The organism is Synechococcales cyanobacterium T60_A2020_003 (genome assembly GCA_015272205.1).
In the GTDB taxonomy this organism is placed as follows: Bacteria; Cyanobacteriota; Cyanobacteriia; order RECH01; family RECH01; genus JACYMB01.
Genome location: JACYMB010000391.1, coordinates 1 through 22338 on the forward strand (window position 1 = coordinate 1; position 22338 = coordinate 22338).

General features: G+C 51.8%; 20 protein-coding genes, 1 tRNA gene and 2 pseudogenes. 12 read left to right on the forward strand and 11 right to left on the reverse strand.

The window, feature by feature from the left end; translation table 11 throughout:
• On the reverse strand, nt 1-462 hold a 462-nt coding region (locus tag IGR76_18970), incomplete at its 3' end, for a deoxyhypusine synthase family protein (GenBank protein ID MBF2080534.1).
• A gap of 809 nt (nt 463-1271) precedes the next feature.
• Here IGR76_18970 and IGR76_18975 point away from each other — a divergent pair.
• Complete coding sequence (locus tag IGR76_18975) at nt 1272-1937, forward strand: YdcF family protein (GenBank protein MBF2080535.1); 666 nt, start codon at nt 1272-1274, stop codon at nt 1935-1937.
• Nucleotides 1938-2485: 548 nt separating this feature from the next.
• Here the strand turns inward: IGR76_18975 and IGR76_18980 are convergent.
• The 4 genes from IGR76_18980 to IGR76_18995 all read right to left on the reverse strand — a co-directional run bounded on the left by IGR76_18980 (nt 2486) and on the right by IGR76_18995 (nt 5812).
• Nucleotides 2486-2701, reverse strand: a complete 216-nt coding sequence (locus IGR76_18980; GenBank protein ID MBF2080536.1) for a transposase — start codon at nt 2699-2701, stop codon at nt 2486-2488.
• 155 nt (nt 2702-2856) lie between these two features.
• Complete coding sequence (locus tag IGR76_18985) at nt 2857-3096, reverse strand: transposase (protein ID MBF2080537.1); 240 nt, start codon at nt 3094-3096, stop codon at nt 2857-2859.
• 163 nt (nt 3097-3259) lie between these two features.
• Nucleotides 3260-4876: a 2-isopropylmalate synthase gene (locus tag IGR76_18990; GenBank protein MBF2080538.1), complete on the reverse strand. Its 1617-nt coding sequence runs from the start codon at nt 4874-4876 to the stop codon at nt 3260-3262.
• A 390-nt stretch (nt 4877-5266) separates the two neighbouring features.
• Nucleotides 5267-5812, reverse strand: coding sequence for an NYN domain-containing protein (locus tag IGR76_18995; GenBank protein MBF2080539.1), 546 nt, complete (start codon nt 5810-5812; stop codon nt 5267-5269).
• 649 nt (nt 5813-6461) lie between these two features.
• Between IGR76_18995 and IGR76_19000 the strand changes: the two genes are divergently transcribed.
• Complete coding sequence (locus IGR76_19000) at nt 6462-7724, forward strand: glycosyltransferase (protein ID MBF2080540.1); 1263 nt, start codon at nt 6462-6464, stop codon at nt 7722-7724.
• A 187-nt stretch (nt 7725-7911) separates the two neighbouring features.
• Complete coding sequence (locus IGR76_19005) at nt 7912-11169, forward strand: glycoside hydrolase family 15 protein (protein MBF2080541.1); 3258 nt, start codon at nt 7912-7914, stop codon at nt 11167-11169.
• Here the strand turns inward: IGR76_19005 and IGR76_19010 are convergent.
• Nucleotides 11166-12071: a 50S ribosomal protein L11 methyltransferase gene (locus IGR76_19010; protein ID MBF2080542.1), complete on the reverse strand. Its 906-nt coding sequence runs from the start codon at nt 12069-12071 to the stop codon at nt 11166-11168. The two genes, IGR76_19005 and IGR76_19010, sit on opposite strands and share 4 nt — an antisense overlap.
• 234 nt (nt 12072-12305) lie before the next feature.
• Between IGR76_19010 and IGR76_19015 the strand changes: the two genes are divergently transcribed.
• Complete coding sequence (locus IGR76_19015) at nt 12306-12602, forward strand: hypothetical protein (protein ID MBF2080543.1); 297 nt, start codon at nt 12306-12308, stop codon at nt 12600-12602.
• A gap of 72 nt (nt 12603-12674) precedes the next feature.
• Nucleotides 12675-13037, forward strand: coding sequence for a hypothetical protein (locus tag IGR76_19020; protein MBF2080544.1), 363 nt, complete (start codon nt 12675-12677; stop codon nt 13035-13037).
• Nucleotides 13038-13055: 18 nt separating this feature from the next.
• Here IGR76_19020 and IGR76_19025 read toward each other — a convergent pair whose 3' ends face one another.
• On the reverse strand, nt 13056-13634 hold the full coding sequence (locus tag IGR76_19025; GenBank protein ID MBF2080545.1) for a TIGR04376 family protein: 579 nt from the start codon (nt 13632-13634) through the stop codon (nt 13056-13058).
• A gap of 190 nt (nt 13635-13824) precedes the next feature.
• On the opposite strand from IGR76_19025, the gene IGR76_19030 reads away from it, so the two are divergent.
• The gene (locus IGR76_19030) at nt 13825-14049 is read left to right on the forward strand and encodes a ferredoxin-thioredoxin reductase variable chain (GenBank protein MBF2080546.1); all 225 of its coding nucleotides are present in this window, start codon (nt 13825-13827) and stop codon (nt 14047-14049) included.
• 259 nt (nt 14050-14308) lie between these two features.
• Nucleotides 14309-17005, forward strand: coding sequence for an ATP-dependent chaperone ClpB (gene clpB, locus IGR76_19035; GenBank protein MBF2080547.1), 2697 nt, complete (start codon nt 14309-14311; stop codon nt 17003-17005).
• Nucleotides 17006-17018: 13 nt separating this feature from the next.
• Here the strand turns inward: clpB and IGR76_19040 are convergent.
• The 3 genes and pseudogenes from IGR76_19040 to IGR76_19050 form a co-directional block, all read right to left on the reverse strand.
• Nucleotides 17019-17483: pseudogene (locus tag IGR76_19040) on the reverse strand (ASCH domain-containing protein).
• A gap of 130 nt (nt 17484-17613) precedes the next feature.
• Entirely contained in the window at nt 17614-18255 is a 642-nt protein-coding gene (locus tag IGR76_19045) for an LON peptidase substrate-binding domain-containing protein (protein ID MBF2080548.1), read from the reverse strand.
• A 460-nt stretch (nt 18256-18715) separates the two neighbouring features.
• Complete coding sequence (locus tag IGR76_19050; protein ID MBF2080549.1) at nt 18716-18973, reverse strand: DUF4212 domain-containing protein; 258 nt, start codon at nt 18971-18973, stop codon at nt 18716-18718.
• A gap of 347 nt (nt 18974-19320) precedes the next feature.
• Between IGR76_19050 and IGR76_19055 the strand changes: the two genes are divergently transcribed.
• The 3 genes from IGR76_19055 to IGR76_19065 all read left to right on the forward strand — a co-directional run bounded on the left by IGR76_19055 (nt 19321) and on the right by IGR76_19065 (nt 21329).
• A complete protein-coding gene (locus IGR76_19055) occupies nt 19321-20568 on the forward strand; it encodes a molybdopterin molybdotransferase MoeA (GenBank protein MBF2080550.1) in 1248 nt (415 codons plus the stop codon).
• Nucleotides 20569-20646: 78 nt separating this feature from the next.
• A tRNA-Thr gene (locus tag IGR76_19060) sits at nt 20647-20718 on the forward strand.
• Between the two features lie 365 nt (nt 20719-21083).
• Complete coding sequence (locus tag IGR76_19065) at nt 21084-21329, forward strand: DUF3596 domain-containing protein (GenBank protein MBF2080551.1); 246 nt, start codon at nt 21084-21086, stop codon at nt 21327-21329.
• Here the strand turns inward: IGR76_19065 and IGR76_19070 are convergent.
• A pseudogene (locus tag IGR76_19070) lies at nt 21326-21611 on the reverse strand (hypothetical protein). The gene IGR76_19065 and the pseudogene IGR76_19070 overlap by 4 nt on opposite strands.
• A 22-nt stretch (nt 21612-21633) precedes the next feature.
• Between IGR76_19070 and IGR76_19075 the strand changes: the two are divergent.
• A complete protein-coding gene (locus IGR76_19075; protein MBF2080552.1) occupies nt 21634-21798 on the forward strand; it encodes a hypothetical protein in 165 nt (54 codons plus the stop codon).
• 147 nt (nt 21799-21945) lie between these two features.
• On the forward strand, nt 21946-22233 hold the full coding sequence (locus IGR76_19080) for a hypothetical protein (protein ID MBF2080553.1): 288 nt from the start codon (nt 21946-21948) through the stop codon (nt 22231-22233).
• Nucleotides 22234-22338: the final 105 nt, after the last annotated feature.

A 22338-nucleotide genomic window follows, 5' to 3' on the forward strand; every position in this document is an offset into this window, starting at 1 on the left:
CATCCGTTTTTGGAACGGTTCTGCCCGCAGCAGTTCCCGGATAAAAGCGTCGGTTTGCAGCAGCACATCGTAGCCAAAGACAATGTCATAAATCCGAATCCGGCCTTCCTGACGCAGTTTCACATCATCCACGAAGGGATGGCTAGCATACAAATCTAATCCGAGCGCGTAGTGGAGATCGTGGTAGAGGTTTGCCCCCGTGCTGATGATGTAGTCTACAAATCCATTGCGGATTAAAGGCGCAAGCACCGAACTCCCGAATCCGGCTGGTGTCATCGCTCCAGAGAGGGTTAATCCGACGGTTACGCCCTCTTGCAAGACTTCACGGCTGAGCAAATGGCAAATTTCGCGCAGGCGAGCGGAGTTATAGGCCGTAAAGTAGCCATCAATTAAATCAACGACGCTGATATCCGTCGAAATGGGGATGGGGGCGATCTTACGGCTGAGTTGTTGGATAGACATTTCGTAACTCCTGTAGAAAGACGTGACATAAAAGGGAAAAACAGTTCAGCGCCCTGGGGTAAGCCTCTCTCCACACCATTTCCGCTTGCCATTGAGGATGGGCGATCGCACTCAAAAACCGCATGTCAAACTCTTGCAATCGCGCAAATAAAATATCTAGGGCATTACCCTAGCAACACAAATTACGCGGAGTTCGCAGCATATTTGCCTAAGCCCATCGGCACGCTAGAACTAAAGATTTCCGACCCGAATAGGATCAGAGCAACATTCCAACTCTCGACAGACAAGCTGAATATTTAAAGGAGGAGAAAGACTATCAAGAGTCCTGATCGGTCGAGTCCGCTAGCATCCAGGATTGAGACTATTGTGAGTACCTAAGCCCCAAAAACCTAGCGAACCTATGAGTTACAGACCGATCAGACGATACTGGGCGCTTCACAACTGTCCGCCCATGAGAGAGCCGGATCGCACCGTCGTCTACGCTTCAAATTGAGTTCCAAGTCCCAGAACAGGGGATGCCAGGGATAACCCGCTAATGGGAACGTGTTCAATTTCTATACAACCTTGGTTGCCATACGTGCACTTACAATCTAACATTATTCACGAATTGGGACAGAACGCAATCTTTGCGCCCATTTCAGCACTGACATTTCGCCTATCCTGGGACTCCTGGAACAGCCAGACCCAAAACTATCCTAAAACTATCAACCAATTCTGAAGGTCTGACTTACTATATGAGATGCAGACATGCTCAATCGCACGCTTGCGATCCGGCGATGCAGTCGTTTTTCAACCTCTGAACATTATCAATGCGGTTGCCTCGTTCGACCCTAATCCATCGGTTGGGTAAATCCTCTGCCCAGGCAGCAGGAGATTCTCGTTCGCCTCACGCTGCACCCCAACGCAGGCGGCGAAAGAGTTCAATTTTAGGTATCGTGTGCCTGCTGCTATTGGCAGGGGCGGGGTACAAACACCTCCACACCTATTTGCAAAAACCCCAAGCTATTTTGGTGCTGGGCGGCGATATTGAGCGGGAAACGTTTGCGGCTGAGTTTGCTCAACAGCATCCTGATTTAGAGATTTGGGTCTCATCAGGTACGAATCCTGAGTTTGCCGAGTGGAACTTTGCCGAAGCTGGGATTAGGCCCGATCGGGTTCATTTGGATTATCGGGCGGTGGATACGGTCACGAACTTTACAACCTTGGTTGATGATTTTGAGGCCGAGGGTATTACCAGCCTTTACCTCATTACCTCGGACTACCATATGCGGCGTGCCCAGGTGATTGGCGAAATTGTTCTCGGGAGTCGGGGGATTTCCTATCGGGCGATCGCCGTTCCTTCAGAGCGAGAACCTGAATCTATCGATAAATCCGTGCGGGATGCGGCTCGCTCGGTGTTGTGGCTGACTACTGGACGCACCGGATTAGAACTTTTGCCGTATTTGAATCAAGCCCATGCCAAGCGACTGAAGTGACATGCTCTCGGGAGCATCCCACATTTTCAAATTTATCAATGTCTGGAGTACAGGCATCTTACCCGCGAGCGGGACGCTCGCACTATTCGTACAAAATTGGGATGCTCCCCATACTCTCCAAGGACATGACACTTACTTCGGAAGTGCTTTTACAGTCATTTTTGCAGTTAAGAGATAAAGTTTGTGAAATTTCCCGATTAATTCAACGTTGACGGTATGAATAATTGTGCTCGTGTGGGCATACTGAGAACTAGACATTACCAGAAACGGTCTTGAGTCAATGACTAAATCAAGCATTAGTCTTCAGGGCACCTCGATTAATTGCATTTATCTATTTCGACATCAACATTGATATGGTCTTTGTAGCCGAAGTAGCTCGTGTTGTTCTTTTTCGTCCAGCGAGCATCGGTATCCTTTTGCGATGCCTTATGAGGATTGTTCTGAAGGCTATCGGGAACCTGTCCTGCCCTGATTGACGGACAAAACTCACACAACCCTGATTCTCTCGTAGGTTGGGTGAGCGCTAGCGTAACCCAACAGAATATAGGCTAGAGTTGGGTTCCACGTTGTTTCACCCAACCTACTAAAAAAGATTTGTCAGTCAACCAGCCCTGATTGGCTTGGTAGCCTGCACCAATCAGGTAGCCATCAAACTGCTCAAACAGCACTTCGACCAAGCCTTGCGCTAACAGTCGTTGCCAGAATAGCCAGACTGTTGTAGCGTCTGGCACAGCGTCCTCAAAGCCCAAACCCAGAAACCGCATCAATGACAATCGGTCGTTAACTTGATAAGTAGATAGTCGTAAATAAACAAAGCTCTTCGTAGGATGGGTTAGCGATAGCGTAACCCATGCGGTCAAAGGATTTGATGTGTTAGGCGTAGCCGTAACGCATCCTACGTTTAATTAGGGTCACCTACTTACTCCAATTCCTCATCACTGATGTTGTACAGTTGTGGCAAAATCAGTCGTTTGAACATCAGCAACACATCGATAGCCTTGCGCCCAGCGTTGCTTTTGCGTTCTTTGAGATGGATCTGTTCCAACAGAGGACGAAAATCCTCCCACGGAATCAGGGCATCTAGACGATCCAAGAAGTCCCTCTTCTGAGAGAGCTTTTGTTGGCGACGCTCAATGTCCCAAAATCCGCACTGACCCATGGTGATACCTGACTCAACTCACTCAACTTTATGACCGCACGATGCCAGGAGAGGTGGGCTATTTTTCGAGATGCCCTCTAAAGATTTCCCCTAATTTAGCTCCCCTTCTCCCGCTTTGGGAGAAGGGGCTGGGGGATGAGGGCTATTCCACTAACCAATCCGCTCAGGCAGACGCCTCCACCGGATGCTGCGGATGCACCGAGCGCCCCTGCTGCAACACCGCATACAGACGATTCAACGCATGCATATACGCATGGGCAGACGCCACAATCACATCCGTATTCGCCGCATGACCCGAAAAGATCCGATCCTCATGGCGCAAGCGAATCGTCACCTCACCGATCGCATCAATCCCTTCCGTCACCGACTTCACCGAATACTCAATCAACTGATTCGGCACATCTACCACCCGATTGATCGCCTTATACACCGCATCCACCGGGCCAGTACCGATCGCCGCATCCGTTAACTCTTCACCTTCAGGCGTGATCACCGTCACCGTAGCCGTTGGCTTCGAATGATCCCCACAGGACACCTGCACATGCTCCAAGCGGAACAGTTCCGGAGCCTGCTGAATCTCGTCGTTAACGATCGCCTCCAGATCCCAATCGGTAATCTCCTTCTTCTTATCCGCCATCTCCTTAAACCGGAGAAACGCCCGATTCAAATCCTGATCCGCCAGGTCAAACCCCAACTCCTTCAGGCGGGTACGGAACGCATTCCGACCCGAGTGCTTACCCAACACAATCTGGTTATCCGTCAACCCAATCAACTGGGCATCCATAATCTCGTAGGTCAGCTTGTGCTTCAGCACCCCATCCTGGTGGATACCCGACTCATGGGCAAACGCATTCGCACCCACGATCGCCTTATTCGGCTGGACAAACATACCCGTCAGGTTCGACACCAACCGCGACGTCTTATAAATCTGGCGCGTATCAATATTGGTGAGCGGCGCTTCCGACTCCACCGGACGACCCAAAAACGGATTGAAATACTGACGACGCACATGCAACGCCATCACCAACTCTTCCAACGCCGCATTGCCAGCCCGTTCGCCAATACCGTTAATCGTGCATTCAAGCTGACGTGCCCCGTTCTTGATCGCTTCCAAGAAGTTCGCCACCGCCAAGCCCAAGTCATTATGACCATGCACCGAAATAATCGCCTGATCTACATTGGGCACGTTTTCCTTAATGCCGCGAATCAACGCGCCAAACTCAGCCGGAGTGGTATAGCCCACCGTATCGGGAATATTAATCGTGGTTGCACCAGCGGCGATCGCCCGTTCCAACACCTGATACATAAACTCTGGGTCAGAGCGTCCCGCATCTTCCGGCGAAAACTCCACGTCATCTACAAAGGTCTTGGCATAGGCCACCATCTCTTCCGCGATCGCCAACACCTCAGCACGAGTCTTCCGCAACTTGTACTGGAGGTGAATATCCGACGTCGCAATAAACGTATGAATCCGACCTTTCGCCGCAGGTTTCAACGCTTCCGCCGCCGTTTGGATATCCTGACGCGTGGCCCGTGCTAATCCGCAAATCGTCGGCCCGTCTTCCGTGCCGACCTGACGCGCAATTTTTTGAACCGCCTCAAAATCTCCAGGGCTGGCAAACGGGAATCCAGCTTCAATAATGTCAACACCCAGTCGAGCCAGTTGACGCGCGATCGTTAGCTTCTCATCGACGTTTAGCGTAGCACCAGGCGACTGTTCGCCATCACGAAGGGTGGTATCGAAGATCAGGATGCGGTCAGGCTGATTCTGAGTATTCATAAAATTTGAGAGTAAGAATCACGAAACAGAATTAGGTATCGCGAATTTGTAACAAGACGCACAGCATCAACGATAAGAACTATTCTAGTGGCTGATTTTCCAATTCAGGAAGGATTCTCAGTCTTGCATGAGCAAACCCTAACACGGAGTAGTTCCGGATAGTGCCCTAGGTTTACCACGTTAGGCAGAATGATCGGGTGCATCCCCGTTTTGTAGCCCTCACCCTACACCTCTCTCCCAAGGGGCGAGGGACTTTATTTCAGTTCCCCTTCTCTCTGAGGAGAAGGGGTTAGGGGATGAGGGTCACAGACCTGCTTTCAACAGTGGGGTACACCTAGAGCGATCGCCCTTTAATGCCAAATCCCCTGTGATAGCCGCCCTGCCGAACCTTCAAATTACGCCGTAGTGTTCCTTGTAGCCATCCACCTTCTCAATCGAATCACGAATCGAGTTGAGGTCAATATAGCAATCGGTAGCGTTACGAAGCTCACGGGCAATCATCCCCTCGGTGGAGACCACGGTGATGTGGGTATTCTTCGACCGCAGCAGTTCGATCGCCCGTTCAAAATCCCCATCGCCGCTGAACAGCACCACCCGATCGTACTGATCCACCGTATTGAACATATCCACCACAATCTCGATGTCCAGGTTCGCCTTTTGGGAATAGCGACCTGAATTATCGTCGTAGTATTCCTTCAAGATCTTGGTACGCACCGTATAGCCCAGACTGATCAACGCATCCCGGAATCCGCGCTGGTCTTGAGGATCTTTCAGTCCGGTATACCAAAAGGCATTCACAAGGCGGGTTCCCGGTTCATTGGTGAAGTACTCTAAAACTCGCTTTGGATCAAAAAACCAGCCATTTTTTTGCTGAGCATAGAACATGTTGTTGCCATCTACAAATATTGAAAGGCGACTAATACGGGTGATTACCATATAGAAACGAACCTAAAACCTTAATAATGGGATTAAACGTTTTGAATACCAAAACCACTGATGTTCGAAAGGCTATGCCGTTTGGCTAGATAAGCTTTCATCGCCAGCAGGTTATAGAAAAAGCTAATATTCCCTCAATACTTTTCGGAGGCAAGAAGAGTCTAAAGCTAGACTTGAATCAGCTATAAACAACACTGGGCTGTGAAAAGCTGCTGCCACCCAAAACCCTAGTCTTGGAAAACAGTAGCTCATCCACAGGCGTTACGATTTCAGTATTTAAGCTCCACAGCCCAGCTACGAACATTGTGGCTTGAGCTAAAAGACCAAAATAAATCCGCTGTGAACTATGAATAATAAACCATTTTTCTCATAACAGACTGGAATACATATAGGGTCTAGTAAAAGTAAGTTAGGCTCCACCTAAATCATTAGGTAGTGGGGCTAGTTTCTCAGGTTTTAATAATTTAGTCGGAACAAAGCTTCCCTCGATCAGAAGATCTGGCGATCGCTGAACGGCGATTATCAGGGCAACCGAGCCGGAGCATTTGCTTCCGTTACTACGAACTACCTCTCTATTATAAGGAATAACCAGGAATCCATACCGTCCCGACTCCCAGTTTATCGTTTGCCCTTTGAAATCCCCCTGCCTATGACTATGCATCCAACGCTATCGCTCATTCCTCCTCCCCAAGGAGCGCTCCAGGTGAAGGCGTTGCCCCAGGGGGCGGGCACTCCGCTCTCCTCCCCAGATTCCGGCCTACAGGATCAATTCCTGTCACTGATTGTTCCTACCTATAACGAGCATCAGAATCTCCCCGTTTTGATTGCACAGTTAACTCAAATCCTGTCGAGTCACTGGGGCGAGCAGTACGAAATTATCGTGGTAGACGATGACAGCCCCGATTTCACCTGGAGCACCGCCCAAGACCTGATTCCCACCTATCCCATGCTGCGGGTGATGCGTCGCCAGGGTGAACGGGGGCTGGCCTCGGCCATTATCCGAGGATGGCAGGTGGCTAGGGGCGATGTGCTAGGCGTGATCGATGCGGATTTGCAGCACCCTCCCGATATCTTGCTGGGACTGTTGGATGAGATGGCTCAAGGGGCAGATCTAGCGGTCGCCAGTCGCCATGTGGAGGGGGGTGGCGTGAGCGAGTGGAGCGTGGTGCGGCGATTTTTGTCGCGGGGTGCCCAGGTTTTGGGGTTGGTGCTCCTGCCAGATGTAGTGAGCCGCGTGTCTGACCCGATGAGCGGCTTTTTTCTGGTTCGACGGGAGGCGATCGCCAATCAAACCCTGAATCCGCTGGGCTACAAGATTCTGATTGAAGTGCTGGGACGGGGAACCATCGATCGCATTGCCGAAGTGGGCTACGTGTTCCAAGAGCGGCAAGAGGGTGAGAGTAAGGTGACCTGGAAACAGTATTGGGAGTACCTTCAGCACCTCTGTCGATTGCGCCTATCGCGGGGACGAGTGGGCCGGATTCGCCAACGGACGGCGTTACCGATGGGGCGCTTTATCCGCTTTGGACTGGTGGGCTTATCGGGCGTTTTTGTCGATATGGCGGTGTTTTACCTACTCAGCGACCCGTCAACTCTGGCCTTGGGGCTAACCCGCAGCAAAATCGTAGCGGCGGAAGTGGCGATCGTGAACAATTTTCTCTGGAACGATCGCTGGACGTTTGGCGATATTTCCGCTCGTCAATCGGGGCACAGTCAGCGGTTGAAACGGTTCCTCAAGTTCAACGCCGTGTGCGTGGCGGGTCTGGTGCTCAACGTGCTAATCCTCAACCTGCTCTTCAACGTATTTGGCATCAACCGTTATGTCGCCAACTTGATGGCGATCGCCCTCGTCACGGTGTGGAACTTCTGGCTCAATCTCAAGTTGAGTTGGCGGGTCACCCAAGTGAAGTAACGGCTGGCACCGTCAGATATTTAATATTTTCTTAGACAAGCGATAGACTGAACTATAGAAAATCCAGCCAAAATCCGAGCGATCGCCCCTCCATATCGATCCAGTTTGCCCCTGACCTGGCTCTAGTTTGTTCGTTCAATTCCGCTGCTTTTTAAGTACTCTCAGCTCTCCCTTATTGGTCTTAGCCATGACCCCTGCTACCGCTCATCTGGATCGCTACTACGACGATATTAAAGCAGTCATCCTCTCGCGCCAGCATCCCGTTACTGGACTGTTGCCTGCCAGTACTGCCGTCAATCTCCACGGCGACTACACCGATGCCTGGGTGCGGGACAATGTATACAGCATTCTGGCCGTCTGGGGATTGGCGATCGCCTATCGCAAACTAGATGATCACAGTGGCCGCGCCTATGAGCTAGAGCACGCGGTGGTGAAGCTGATGCGGGGGCTGTTGTTCGCCATGATGCGGCAAGCGCCCAAGGTGGAAGCCTTTAAAGTCACCCAAGATCCCTTAGACGCGCTCCACGCCAAGTACGATACCGGAACTGCTGACGTTGTGGTGGATGACGACAAGTGGGGACATCTACAACTCGATGCCACGTCGCTATTCCTGCTGATGCTGGCGCAGATGACCGCATCGGGCTTGAAAATCATCTTCACCCTAGATGAAGTCAATTTTGTTCAAAACCTGACCTACTACATCGGTCGCGCCTACCGCACCCCGGACTATGGCATCTGGGAACGAGGCAACAAGATTAATCACGGGGATCCAGAACTGAATGCTAGTTCGGTTGGGATGGCAAAGGCCGCATTGGAAGCCCTGAACAAGATGAACCTGTTTGGCGTGTGGGGTGGTCAGTCTTCGGTACTCCATATCTTGCCGGATGAAATTGCCCGGACGCGGATTACCTTAGAGTCGATCCTTCCCCGTGAGTCCGGCTCCAAGGAAGTGGATGCGGCCTTGCTCAGCGTGATTGGATTTCCCGCCTTTGCCGTCGAAGATCTGGCTTTGGTGAAGCGTACCCGTGAAAACATCGTGACTAAACTGGAGGGACGCTACGGCTGCAAGCGCTTTTTGCGGGACGGTCATCAAACGGTGATTGAGGACAGCAACCGTCTTCACTACGAGCCGTTTGAACTGAAACAGTTTGAGCATATTGAGTGCGAATGGCCGCTATTTTTCACCTATCTGTTACTCGATGCCCTCTTTCGGGGCGATCGCGACCAGGCGCGTCTTTACCATCAAAAATTGGAAACGCTTCTCGTTGACGATAACGGACGAAAGCTCTTGCCCGAACTGTACTACGTTCCAGAAGAGAGCATCGAGGCTGAACGGGCTACCCCCAAAAGTCAGAAGCGCCTGCCCAATGAAAACGTGCCGCTGGTGTGGGCACAGAGTTTGTTCTACCTGGGCAGCATGATCCTAGACGGACTCCTGGACTTGGGCGATCTCGATCCCCTAGGCCGCCACCTCCGCGCTAATGCCTCCATTCGCCAACAGCCCCTTGTCCAGATTGCCCTACTCGCCGAGGATGAGTTGTTGCAAGCCACCCTCAGCACCTACGGCATTGCCACCCAAGTCCCCTGGCAGGTGGAGCCGATTCAGATCCGGTCTGCGAGTGAACTGGCTAAGGTGTATGAGCAGATTGGGCGCAGCGATGCCCTAGGACTGACTGGACGCCCTCCTCGCCGCTTGCGAAGCCTGACCACCTCCCGCATTTTTTACATCGAAGGCAAAACGATCGCCTTTTTACCCTCGTTCCTAGACTTGCAGCAGTTCTACCTCACCCTGGACTATCACTTCCTGGTGGCGCAAATCGAGAGCGAACTGGCCTACATCTACCGCCATTGGCATGATCTGGGGCGACCCACGATGACGCTGCTGCTGACCCGCGCTATGTTTGATGCCGGGTCGGTGAAGATGGAGCAATCGCCACTCCTTGCCCTGCTGAAAAACATGCGCGATGGCGAGTGCAACGGAACCCCTGTGCGCTTAGGGCCGTTGCAACAACTGATGCTCACCGCTGGAACCGAGCGCATCGATAACGTTCACGGCTTCACCTTTACCGAAGCCCCGATGCAAAGTGCGGCCTGTCCGACCCGGCGCTTAAACGTTGATCCGGCCAACATGGTTCCCCTGTCGGGCTATCAAGAGTTTTTGCTGGAACAGGAAACGGATGTAAAAGGACTGTGCGATCGCCTGCGCCAGTCTACCAACCTATACGAACAAACCGAATTACTAGAAACTCTGGTGGAACTGGAGGGATTGGAGTTTGACACGGGCTGGGGTGACCCCGGACAGCCCGTTTTGATAGCGGATTTGTTGAATGAGGTGTACACCCGTGCGGGCGAAGAGCAGTTGTGGAGTATTATCCGCCGCGCGGCAGGATTGCTGAATAAGGTGGATATTGGACTGACGGATGCGGTCAATGAAATTTTGGTGCAGCAAAAGCAGATCACCGTGGGTAAGGCATTTAGTCAGGCGTCCCTGATCGAGCGCCCCATGCCCCACAACGACATTTTGGCTAAAATTCACGAATTTTGCGGTGAAGATGTGCGCGATCGCGCCTTGACCCAAGAAATTCTCATTTACTTAAGTTTGCTGATTAAAACCGAGCCGTCTTTATTCAAGGGACTTCTGACCCTGCGCGTGAGCTATCTCATCTTGCTACTCACCAGTGAACTCGCGTTGGAACTTCAGGTCACCCAGGACGAAGCCTACGAAGCCCTGATGCAGCTCAGTCCCTTTGATATCAAAATGCGACTGCGGCAGGTCTTAGCGGGATACGCCTCGATGAATAAAACCCTGCTGCGCCAGGAGTCCCTTGCCGTCCGTCAATCTGCCCAGCAAATGCGGTGGTCACCCTTCACAGAAGAGGAGGGTATCCCGGAACCCACTACCGGAAGCTGGCGACGGCAGCGACAGTTGGACGGGGCGATTAACCGTGTGCCTCCCAACTTTTATCCGCGCGTGTGGCAAGTGTTGCAGCACTGTCAGGGCGTGGTGATTGGCGACAAGCTAGAACGTCGTAACCGTCTCGAAAGTGAACTGATCCTGGCGGAAATGACCCCTGGGGAAAAGAACTTTGCCCTGCGCGTAGAGCATTTGCTGAACAAAATCCAGGCTCCGGAGTATCGGCAGGCCAATATTGAAGCCCTGATGGCATTAGCAGGAATTAGCGATCGCAATCCGGAGTTTCAGATCGAGAGCTACATTGTGCTGGATGTGTTGATTGGTCACGCGGTTCGGATCGCTTGGTTAGCGAAGCATCCAGAGCATGGCGATCGCTACGACGAGTACAAATCCCAGGCGTGGCATTCGTTTTATGAAACCTCGCCACCGGAGTGTGCCCGTCATATTGCTGAAGCGTTGAAGTACCTGATCGAACTGCACGACACCACCGAACCAGGGGAACTCGCAGATCTAAACGCGATCGCCCCTTAGGAGCGGCGCACGTTCAAACAACACCAATCTTGCCGCCGCCACAGGGTTGCTACGATCCAGCCATGCTGCTCTAGGGTATCGGCAACAGGTTTGGCTTGGTCAATCAAAATGCCGCTAAACACACCCCAAGTCGTCGGTTTGGCGATCGCCGACAGCATCGGCACTAGGTCAATAATCACCTCGGCCAGAATGTTGCAGAGGAAGCCATCCACCGGAGATTCCAGCATTTCAATCAACTGCATCAGGCTACCCTCACGCACAATCAGGCGATCGCTCGGCACTTGATTCAGTTCACGATTACTCATGGTGGCCTTTACCGCCAAGGGATCGATATCGACGGCATAGACTTTTTCGGCTCCCAGCAATACCGCACCAATGGAGAGAATGCCAGAGCCACAGCCAATGTCGGCAACGGTGATCGGCTCCTCATCGGGATTATCGTCTAACGACCCTAGGCGCATTTCCAGGGCTTCTAAACAAAGCTGGGTGGTGGGGTGGGTGCCTGTACCAAAGGCAGTGCCGGGATCAAGACGGATCACGGTGCGATCGCTATCTTCGGGCATGGGCATCCAAGCGGGGTTGACCAGGAAGCGATCGCCCACCTCTTGCGGTGTCCAGTATTGTTTCCAGCTACTGGCCCAGTCTTCTTCGTCAATTAAGTGCCATTGGGTGGTGGGTGGGGCGCAGCCCACGCAGATCGCATCCTGCTTAATCCAGAGCGACAGCGCCGCTAAGTCGAGCGAGTTGACTTTGATCTGGGGCATGTAGGCTTTGACTAAGTTCAGGTAGTCCTTGGCTTCGCTGGACATACCCTGACAGCCAAATCGCTCCAAACGCCAGAACACGGTGTCTTCCAGCGCTGGATCACACAAAATCTGAATTTCCCACCAGCTATTTGCCAAGCGTCCCTCACAGTTGTCTACATGTGGCAAGTCATCCATTACCGTATCAGGAATTTCGTGATTTTTGCCCGAAAATCTGAAACCCCGACGATACCCCCAAGATCTCCGACGTCTTGCCTGCTGTCCAATCCTACGGCATTGGCATTCCAACCTAGCCATACCGAACAAGCCACCTAAACCGAATCCCCAAATGCTGTTTAGGATATGAATAGATCGCCAGAGAGAGTTCAGGTCATGCGGACATTAACCAAGTGGTCAGTTGCAGACTATCAGCGCATGCGAAGTGTAGGACTGCTCGATCGCCGCCGCTGCGAACTCATCAACGGAGTCGTTTGGGATATGGTACTAGAGGGAACATTCCATCGTTTTATTAACGAGCGGGGTGACGACTACCTCAGACAAGTTCTTCAAGGGAAAGCCAAGGTTTTTGAAGCCCATCCCATCACGCTGGCCACCTCCGAACCCCAGCCCGACGTCACGATCGCCCTTCATCCATTCCTCACCATCCCAGACCCCTCCATCCCAGACTGACTATTGCGAGCCTCCACCCCATTTCCCCAAACCTCCGCTATCCTAACAAGTACCTCTGCACCCCAAAGATCCATGATGCGCGTTTGGACCGTTAGCTTTATCCTTTTCTTCATTCTCACCGAGCTATATCAATGGCTGGAAGGGATGGTGCCACCGTTTCCCGTGTTTATTGGGGCTGGAGCACTGTTGGCGATCGCCTCCAATGCCAACAAATGGCCGCTCGCTCAACCCAGCAAACCGTCTGCATCAGCGACGGCGATCGCCCCGAAACCGCAACCTACGCCCCAAATGCCACCCAAGCTGGAGAACACCCAAGGACTCAGCCCATCGGATACGCCAGAACTGCCCCAGCTTGAGAAACGCAGCGACAACCCGTTTTTCAAGGAATCGTCGATTTCATTTACGATTCGTTCGCCCCAATCCAACACCAAATAAGCTGGGAACCGATCAACCTCACTGCCCCATTTTGCGCTTCAGTTCCTCTAGCTCATCGTCCGTTTCCCACTTGCGGAAGGCTTGTTCCAAGGGATCCGCCGAGGTTGGCCGACCGTAGGTTGAGGATTGCGTCCATCCCGTCGTCTTCCAGGTTTGCTCTGCCGACTGACTTGTTCGGGTTCTCTGCACTTCGGCAACCTTCGCTTTCACTTCCTCAAGCCGTTTCTGGATCTGGACTTGCAGTTCTAGAGATTGCCGAATCTTCTGTTTTGTAGCCTCCATTTCCGTCCATTTCTCATTGCCCTCGCGGAGCAATGCCGCTTCTCGTTCCTCCGCAGGTTTCGCTAAATCCCAACGTTCTGCTTTCTTAGCTTTCTCAATCCGCTCATGCCAGCGCTGCACCTCTTGAGCCGTTGCCATAATTTCATCCTGCAACCGTTTTTCCTTGAGGCGCAGCGTTGCCAGCAGGTTCACAATTTCTTGCTGCTGTTGGTAAAGCTGATCTTCCATCGCCATCAACTCTAGATGAGGATTCTCCCGCATGAACTCCTCCAGCCGCGTTTCCAAAAACTGACTAAAATCATCGAAAACACTCATGATGGATATCCTCCGCAGGGGTGGGGTGGGGTTCATTGCTTCTTTTACCTATCCTATAGGCACGCCCACAGTGGAAGGTATGAATTCTCAGAAAATTGATCCCTATTGGGTAGGCGATCGCAATATGCAAAGATAATAAATGCTCTTTGTATAAGTTCATTTCACTGTTTGGAGACAACCCCTAGCGTTTATGAACATTGGCGATCGTGTTCGAGTAAAAGAATCTGTAGTAGTGTTTCATCATCCCCAGCACCGCAATGAAGCCTTTGACTTGAAAGGTCAGGAAGGGGAAGTGATCAATATAGCCAGTGAGTGGCAGGGCAAGGCGATTAGTGCCAACATGCCCTTTGTCGTGAAGTTTGATGGCAAGTTCCGCGCCCACCTGCGCGAGACAGAGTTGGAGTTGCTATCGTAGCGCTCGCGCCCCGCTCCTTCATCCTCAGCGTTCCCGGTTAGTAAAGGACACAGGATAAGGCTTGAGATAGTACCCTGGAAGTATAGAAGGAACGGATTCAACTTGGCAGCATTCCGATCCTATGATGGCTGAAATTTCAGCATGGAAGGTGATGGTTGTGCCCGTTGTTTTGGTGTCGGTCGTGTCTGCCAGATTTGACCGATTCCTTTTATACTGAAAAACCTGAAGTCCCGTTCTGTGAAGGTTTAGTTAGAACAGCATGCAGCCAACCGACCCTAGCAAGTTTACTGAAAAAGCCTGGGAAGCCATTGTCAATTCCCAAGATGTGGTGCGCCGCTATCGCCATCAGCAGCTAGAGGTCGAACATTTGGCGATCGCCATGCTGGAGCAAGAAGGACTAACAGATAAGGTTCTCGTTCGCGCCGGGATCGATCCTGCCACCCTAAAGCAAACCATCGAAAGCTTTGCCCAGCGTCAGCCCAAGGTTTCGGAAAATGCTCAGCTTTACCTGGGACGCAGCACCGATCTGATGCTGGATCAGGCCGATCAGGCTCGCAAAACCTGGAACGATGACTATATTTCCATCGAACACTTGCTGTTGGGCTGGGCAGAGTACGAGCGGGTTCACCGTCGCATTCCGCGCCTTAATCTAGACGCTCAGCAGATTACCGCTGCGATAAAAGCGGTGCGTGGTAGCCAAAAAGTCACTGATCAGCGTCCCGAATCTCGCTACAACGCCTTGGAGAAATACGGACGGGATTTAACAGAACAGGCGAAGGCCGGAAAGCTCGATCCAGTAATTGGCCGCGATGAGGAAATCCGCCGCGTGGTGCAGGTGCTGTCCCGCCGGACGAAAAATAATCCGGTGCTGATTGGCAAACCGGGTGTCGGTAAAACGGCAATCGCTGAGGGATTGGCGCAACGCATCATTAACAGCGACGTACCGGAATCGCTCAAAAATCGTCGCCTGATCAGCCTGGATATGGGATCGCTCATTGCCGGGGCTAAGTATCGCGGTGAGTTTGAAGACCGTCTGCGTGCCGTGCTGCGTGAGGTGACCGCGTCGGAAGGCCAAGTCGTTCTGTTCATTGACGAACTCCATACCGTCGTCGGAGCTGGAGCCGGACAGAGCAATATGGACGCCGGAAACCTGCTGAAGCCCATGCTGGCACGGGGCGAACTGCGCTGCATTGGAGCCAGCACCCTCGATGAGTATCGTAAGCACATTGAAAAAGATCCAGCCCTAGAGCGACGCTTCCAGCAGGTTGTCGTCGGACAGCCCACGGTCGAATCCACCATTTCCATCCTGCGCGGCCTCAAGGAACGGTACGAGGTGCACCACGGGGTTAAGATTTCCGATTCTGCCCTCGTTGCCGCCGCGACCTTGTCTGATCGGTATATCAGCGATCGCTTCCTGCCCGACAAAGCAATCGACTTGGTAGACGAAGCCGCCGCCAAGCTCAAAATGGAAATCACGTCGAAACCAATGGAGCTAGAATCCATTGATCGACGCATCATGCAGTTGGAAATGGAAAAACTGTCCCTGGAAGGGGAAGGTCAAGCGGCAGTGTCCATTGGCAGCTATCGCCGTTCGAAAGAGCGACTAGAACGTATTGAGGCGGAAATCACTGAGCTTAAGACTGTCCAGCATGAGCTTAGCTCCCGATGGGAGGGTGAAAAACAAGTTCTCGAAGATATTAACCGCCTCAAGGAAGAAGAAGATCAGCTTCGCCTCCAGATTGAGCAGGCCGAACGCGCCTACGACCTCAACACCGCCGCCCGGCTGAAATACGGTCGCTTTGAAGCCGTTCAGCGGGAACTGGAGGAGAAGGAAGCCAACCTGATTGAACTCCAAGCACGGGGCGAAACCCTGCTGCGGGAACAGGTCACGGAGGCGGATATTGCCGAGATTGTGGCGAAGTGGACGGGGATTCCCGTAAATCGTTTGATGGAGTCGGAGCGGCAAAAGCTGCTGCAACTGGAACACTTCCTGCATCAGCGGGTCATTGGTCAGAACGAAGCGGTGGAAGCCGTAGCCGCTGCGATTCGTCGTGCCCGTGCTGGCATGAAAGATCCCGGTCGTCCGATTGGGTCCTTCCTGTTCATGGGGCCAACGGGGGTGGGTAAAACGGAGTTGGCGCGCACCTTAGCGGAATCCCTATTCGATACCGACGATGCCCTGGTGCGGATCGATATGTCGGAATATATGGAAAAACATTCGGTAGCTCGTCTGATCGGTGCGCCGCCGGGCTATGTCGGCTACGAGGAAGGCGGACAGTTAACCGAGGCGATTCGTCGCCATCCCTATTCGGTCGTGTTGCTGGATGAGGTCGAAAAAGCTCACCCCGATGTGTTCAACATCCTCCTGCAAATTTTGGATGATGGACAGGTGACCGATTCCCAAGGGCGCACGGTGGATTGCCGCAACGTCGTCGTCGTGATGACCAGCAACATTGGCTCCCAGCACATTCTGGATGTGTCGGGAGATGATTCTAAGTACGAAGAGATGCGGAAACGGGTGTTGGAAGCACTGCGATCGCACTTCCGACCAGAATTTTTAAACCGTGTCGATGACATCATCCTCTTCCACCCCCTCAGCCTCAAGGAACTGGAACGGATTGTGGGCATTCAGCTTCAGCGGATTCATCGCCTGTTAGCGGATCAAAAGATGACCCTAGAACTCACCGATGCAGCCCAGAAGCACCTTGCCGATGCGGGCTACGATCCGGTCTATGGTGCGCGACCTTTGAAGCGAGCCATCCAGAAAGAACTGGAAAATCCCCTTGCGACTAAGATTCTGGAGAATACCTTCATTGAGGGCGATCGCATTTTCATTGATGTGAAAGAGGGGGAGTTGGTCTTTGAGAAAAAGCCAACGGAGGACGAACCCAAACCCACTAAACCGGAAGAAGAAGAATCTATCCCAGTCGTTCCGGGTGTTCCGGCCGAAAGTTAAACGAAACCGAGTATTACTGATACACAACTCTGAAACGTTCACAAACTAACAGCATTTCAGGGGTAGGTTGCTTGCCAATGGTCGGTAATACTCGCGAAAAGTACGTTTAATGATCCCGTCGCCAAGATTCGAGCGATCGAGCGTCCTCGCCCTCCTCAAAGGCAAACTGTGCATCTACGTCACTAAAGGCTCGAATGGTTACCGCTGTGGTTTCAATAATGCACAGCGGACTCCGATTCCCATCCAGAACAATGGTTTTTGAGCCGATTTTAGGAAGGTCACTACCCTCTGCCTCCCATTCCCATAAAGCGGAACAGGTTGCCGTTTTGTCCTCTTTCAGGATCAAGTTCCCAAGTTCATCTGCCAAATCAGAATTATCCCCAAATTGATCCGCTTCATAGCCTTCATCCCTAAATGAAGCATCGAGGAGGGATGCCAAGTACGATTGCCAATACTGTTCTAAGTGTTTCTGGCTCACAAGATTTCAACTAAGGAGCGCATTGAATGGATGGGAGCGATCACCAGCGTTCTAATCTATGGCAATCTTAACCTCTCAATTCGCTACGCAGCATCGCTCCATTCGCCTCTCTCCTCCGCTTCCCGTTGGCCTAACTCAACGCATCCTTAAGAACGGTACGGGCTGCAAGCTGATTCCGAGTTGAGGTTAGAATTTCGGCTTCTCGCTCCAACCGGGCCGAGGTGCTCTGCATTTCCAGCAACGCCTGCTTTTCCATCGCCACCCCATACAGATTGTCAGCCACCCAGTAGGAGAGCTCGATGGGCAGATCGGGAATATCGTTAGGTAACTGGATGTCTTGCCCAGTCAGCTTGGCGGAGAGGCGAACGACATCCTGTAAAAGTTGATCCACTTCGGTAGAAAGCGATCGCAGATCTCGGTCTTCTGGCTGATCCTCAATCCACTCCACTCGTCCGACCCGATAGGGCTTTTCGCGCACATAGTCTAAAACTCGGAAGCGCTGCTGCCCCAGAGTTTTAATGTACATTCGGTCGTCTGGCAGTCGCTGACAGTGAATCACCTCCGCACAGCATCCCACATCGGACACCTTTCCAGTGCTGGGATCAATCATCAAGACCCCAAAGCGGCGATCGCCCTGGAGGATGGTATTCATCATGATCCGGTAGCGGAACTCGAAAATATGGAGATGGAGAGGTCGGTCTGGGAACAAAACAACTTCCGGTAAAGGAAATAGAGGAAGTTCCTGAACTGCCACTGAAGAAGAAGAAGCCATCGCGCAAAAGGGTACTTAGAGAACCGAGGACATTTAAATTATGAACTTTTCTTACCTTAACCGATCCGACTTCTTCCTAAAACCGTAGCCTCTGCTGATATCAAATCCGCTTGAATACAAATTGGTTGTACGGTCGGGGTTAGCCAACCAAACCTAGTAGATATCGAGATCTAACCGCAAAGACTGCCTCCATGCACGTTGAATCGAGCATTGATTCACTAGATTTGATGTCATAGTAAAACGACGACAGCATCCCATCCATCGCCTTTTGCGATTGGCACTGGCTAACCTTGAGTTCGCAAACTGGCAAACGTTCGTAGATGCCTAATCCAATTCCTCTTCGCCAATATCCGAGAGGGCAACGGGTACATGGGTCGGATCGCGTAATTCATCCACTAAGGCTTGAATTTCCGCCGGAGGGGGATCGGTTAGACGCGAGACCTATAGGTAACGATAAAGTTCAGCACCATCCCCACGGTGCCAATCCCTTCGGCAGAGACCCCAAAGAACTAAAGATCAGCGCGACAAAGACATAAATTGATCCTTGTTGAGCCATCCAAAATCCGAAGGGAACACCACCAAACTGAATACTGTTCAGGGGAACCACAAAGAGAATACTCATCCCCAAGGACACAATCGCCCAGACCATTAAGAGATTGCGAATCAAAGCCTTATTCGCTTTCCAATACGCCCTTTGTAAATCAGTGTTATCATTCATAACCGTAATCCAATGACATTACAGATACTCCCCATCTGTCTTGGCACCTCAACGTTCACATCCACAAACGGTTGGTGGCGGGCAAATAGGTAGCATAGTTTAAACATCGACATAGCAAAAATAGACCTACGTCCCTGTGTAGACCTTGGGGGTTATCGATGCTTTTAATAGAGGAAGTTCTACCGTGCAGCCACCCTCGAAAACGTTAGAGAAATGTGAAACTTGATACAAAAGTCACGTTGAGTAGACGAGATGGCCTTGGTCAATCCAGTCAGAGAGACCACCGTTTGGAATCGCTTTCGATTACACTCCTGTAAGGAGATGCATAACACCTAGTAGTTCATCGTATGATCCCTGCCGAGCAAGCAGAAGCCCTGATTCTTCAACAGATTCAGCCCCTAGATACTTCAACTGATACCGAATCGCTCGATCTGCGAGCTGCCCACGGACGCATTCTCGCCACCTCGATTGTTAGTCCTTTAGATTTCCCCCACTGGGATAATTCTGCAATGGATGGCTATGCGGTGCGCCATGCGGATGTTACACGTGCAACGACCGATGATCCCGCTATGCTCACGGTCGTCGAAGAAATTCCGGCTGGCGTGACACCGCAGCGATCGCTCCAACCGGGACAGGCGGCTCGCATCTTTACCGGAGCCATGTTACCCCCCGGTGCCGATACGATTGTGATCCAGGAAGTCACAAAGCAGGAGGGCGATCGCGTCTGGATTTACGAAGCACCTAAACCAAACGCCTTTGTCCGCCATCGCGCCAGTTTTCACAAAGCGGGCGATCGCCTTCTGAATGCAGGCACAGTCCTCAATGCCCCTCAAATCGCAGTGCTGGCCGCAGCTCAATGTCCCCAGGTTTCCGTTTATCGTCGCGTGCGAGTCGCCATTCTCTCCACCGGGGATGAGCTTGTGACCCCCGATCAACCCCTTCAGCCCGGACAAATCGTGGATTCTAATCAGTACGCCCTCGCCGCCTTAGTCGAACAGATGGGGGGCGAAGCAATTTGCTTGGGGATTGTGCGGGATGATCCAACGGCATTGAAGGAGGCGATCGCCCATGCCCTTTCCGTCAGCGATGTGGTGCTATCCTCCGGGGGGGTATCGGTTGGCGATTATGACTATGTAGATCAGATTCTCAGCGAGTTAGACGGAACCCTCCACATTCGCGCCGTGGCGGTCAAACCCGGCAAACCGCTAACCGTTGCCACCTTTTCAGGCAACGCCCGACCCATTTTGTACTTCGGCTTGCCCGGAAATCCGGTCTCTGCCCTCGTCAGCTTCTGGCGATTTGTGCAGCCTGCGCTTAAGAAACTGTCTGGACAATCTGCACCCTGGACTCCGGTGATCGTGAAGGGGCGATCGCGTCAAGATTTGAAATCCGACGGGAAACGAGAAGCCTACCTATGGGGTCAGCTTTACCTAACCAACGGCGAATTTGAGTTTGCATTGGTTGGAGGTGGGCACAGTTCCGGTAACTTGGTGAACTTGGCTCAGGCCAATGCACTGGCGATTGTCCCCATGGGTGAGACGTTAATTCCGACGGGTTCTTGGGTGCGTGTCTTGCAGGTCAGCACACTGTTTTAAGAAAGCATGGGAAAAGATCTGTCATCTGCTCCAAGAGCTTGCTATACTTTTCTATGGTCTGTACGTTGCTATAGCCGTGCCGGTGTAGCTCAGCGGTAGAGCACTCGATTCGTAATCGAGCGGTCGTGAGTTCAAATCTCATCACCGGCTTACAACTTAAAACCCCTGAAACAAAAAGGCTTCAGGGGTTTTCCTTATGCTGCAAAACATCTGAACTTTATAGCGCTAGCCATATCGGTTAGGACATTTTGGTGGGGCGGCTTCGCCGCCCCACCAACATGTCCAATGTCCTAAGCTAGCTGGCAACAGCTATAATACAAGAGTTCTAAAAAACCGATGAAGATTGGGTCATCATAGGTCAGTTTGGATATAACAAACAAATATACCAAGGAACAACGCTGACGTCCTCAAAGACACCTGCTGGTAAGGCATCTAAAGGATCAGTTGTTGTAATTTCATCAAATGGTAGGCTTCAGCTATGATTCCGAGTCTCAGGTCAACGTAAGTATGTATCGTTGGGGTTGCCCGATACGCCCGAAAATATGAAGCTTGCTGAGATGAAAGCAAAGCAGATCGAGTTTGACATTCTTGCGGGACATTTTGATGAAACGTTAGCCCGCTACAAACTGCAAACCATGCTGAGCGTAGTGGCTCCAGATATTACACCCAAAATTACGCCCACTCTGAAAGAAGTTTGGGAAAAATACCTGGACCCAACACCGATCTTGTCGTGCGATCGCGGCTTGAGCGGCTTGAGCTAGCGATCGCTCAACTCATCCATTTTTGACTGCAACACCTGTGCTGCGGTAAGTTGCAACTCTGGAAAGAGTGCTGAAACGATGCGCTGATCTCCCTTAAAAACCACCTCTTCATACAACCCTGCTACCCACGTCAATTAGCCCATTGATGTCCCTCGCTGAAGGCATTTCCACCAGTTCTCCGTTCACTAATTCGTACCAAATATCGGTACCATCGTCATAGTTCAGACAATCTTTCAGGGTAAAATATTTTGGGGTGGGTGTTGGATTAGCCGCTTGAGTCATGGGTGAGTTCCCAGAACAAGCTGTGACTATTGTAGCCAAATGGCTGATCGCTCTAAATGATTCGAGGGCGATCGCCGAAGCAAACCCATTAGCTCCTGAACAGATCAGAGCGTGCGATCGCCTAGCTGAATCTGAAAGGGCGATCGCTACAGTATCGCCTTATCAAGAGACAATACAAGCATCCTGAACATCAAAGTAGTGCGATCCGGCATTGAATCAATGGTTAGACGCTCGCCAAGCCTATCCAAGCACCTTTTTGTTAAAACTGCCTATCTTTCCCTGAAATAGGCTCATAAAATGAAAGAGAGTCGGACTTTATCGAGGTCACACCAGAATGGCTACTCGTCCTCGATACCGCCGCAAAGCACCTTCCTATCCAGAGTTACAGGGGCTTTTTTTCAATAAAACGCCAGATGCACATGCTTTCTTTAATCCTTTGCACCAGAGAAGTAAGGATAGTGGTCATACAACTGCCCAGTCGATAACCAATCTTGCCGTTCAACGTCAGGAAGGCATGCCTTCGTCTGCTAACCCAGAAGAAGAAGAAGTCCCGACTCAAGCTCAAGCTCAGGAGAAGGGAAAAGAAGTCCCGACTCAAGCTCAGGAGAAGGAAGAAGGGTAGTGCATTAACGCACGGGACAGAGGAACATTAGGCTACACCACCACCATAACCGGGGAGACCAGCGCATGACCATCGAGATGACCTGTCCGACCTGTGGGTCTCACG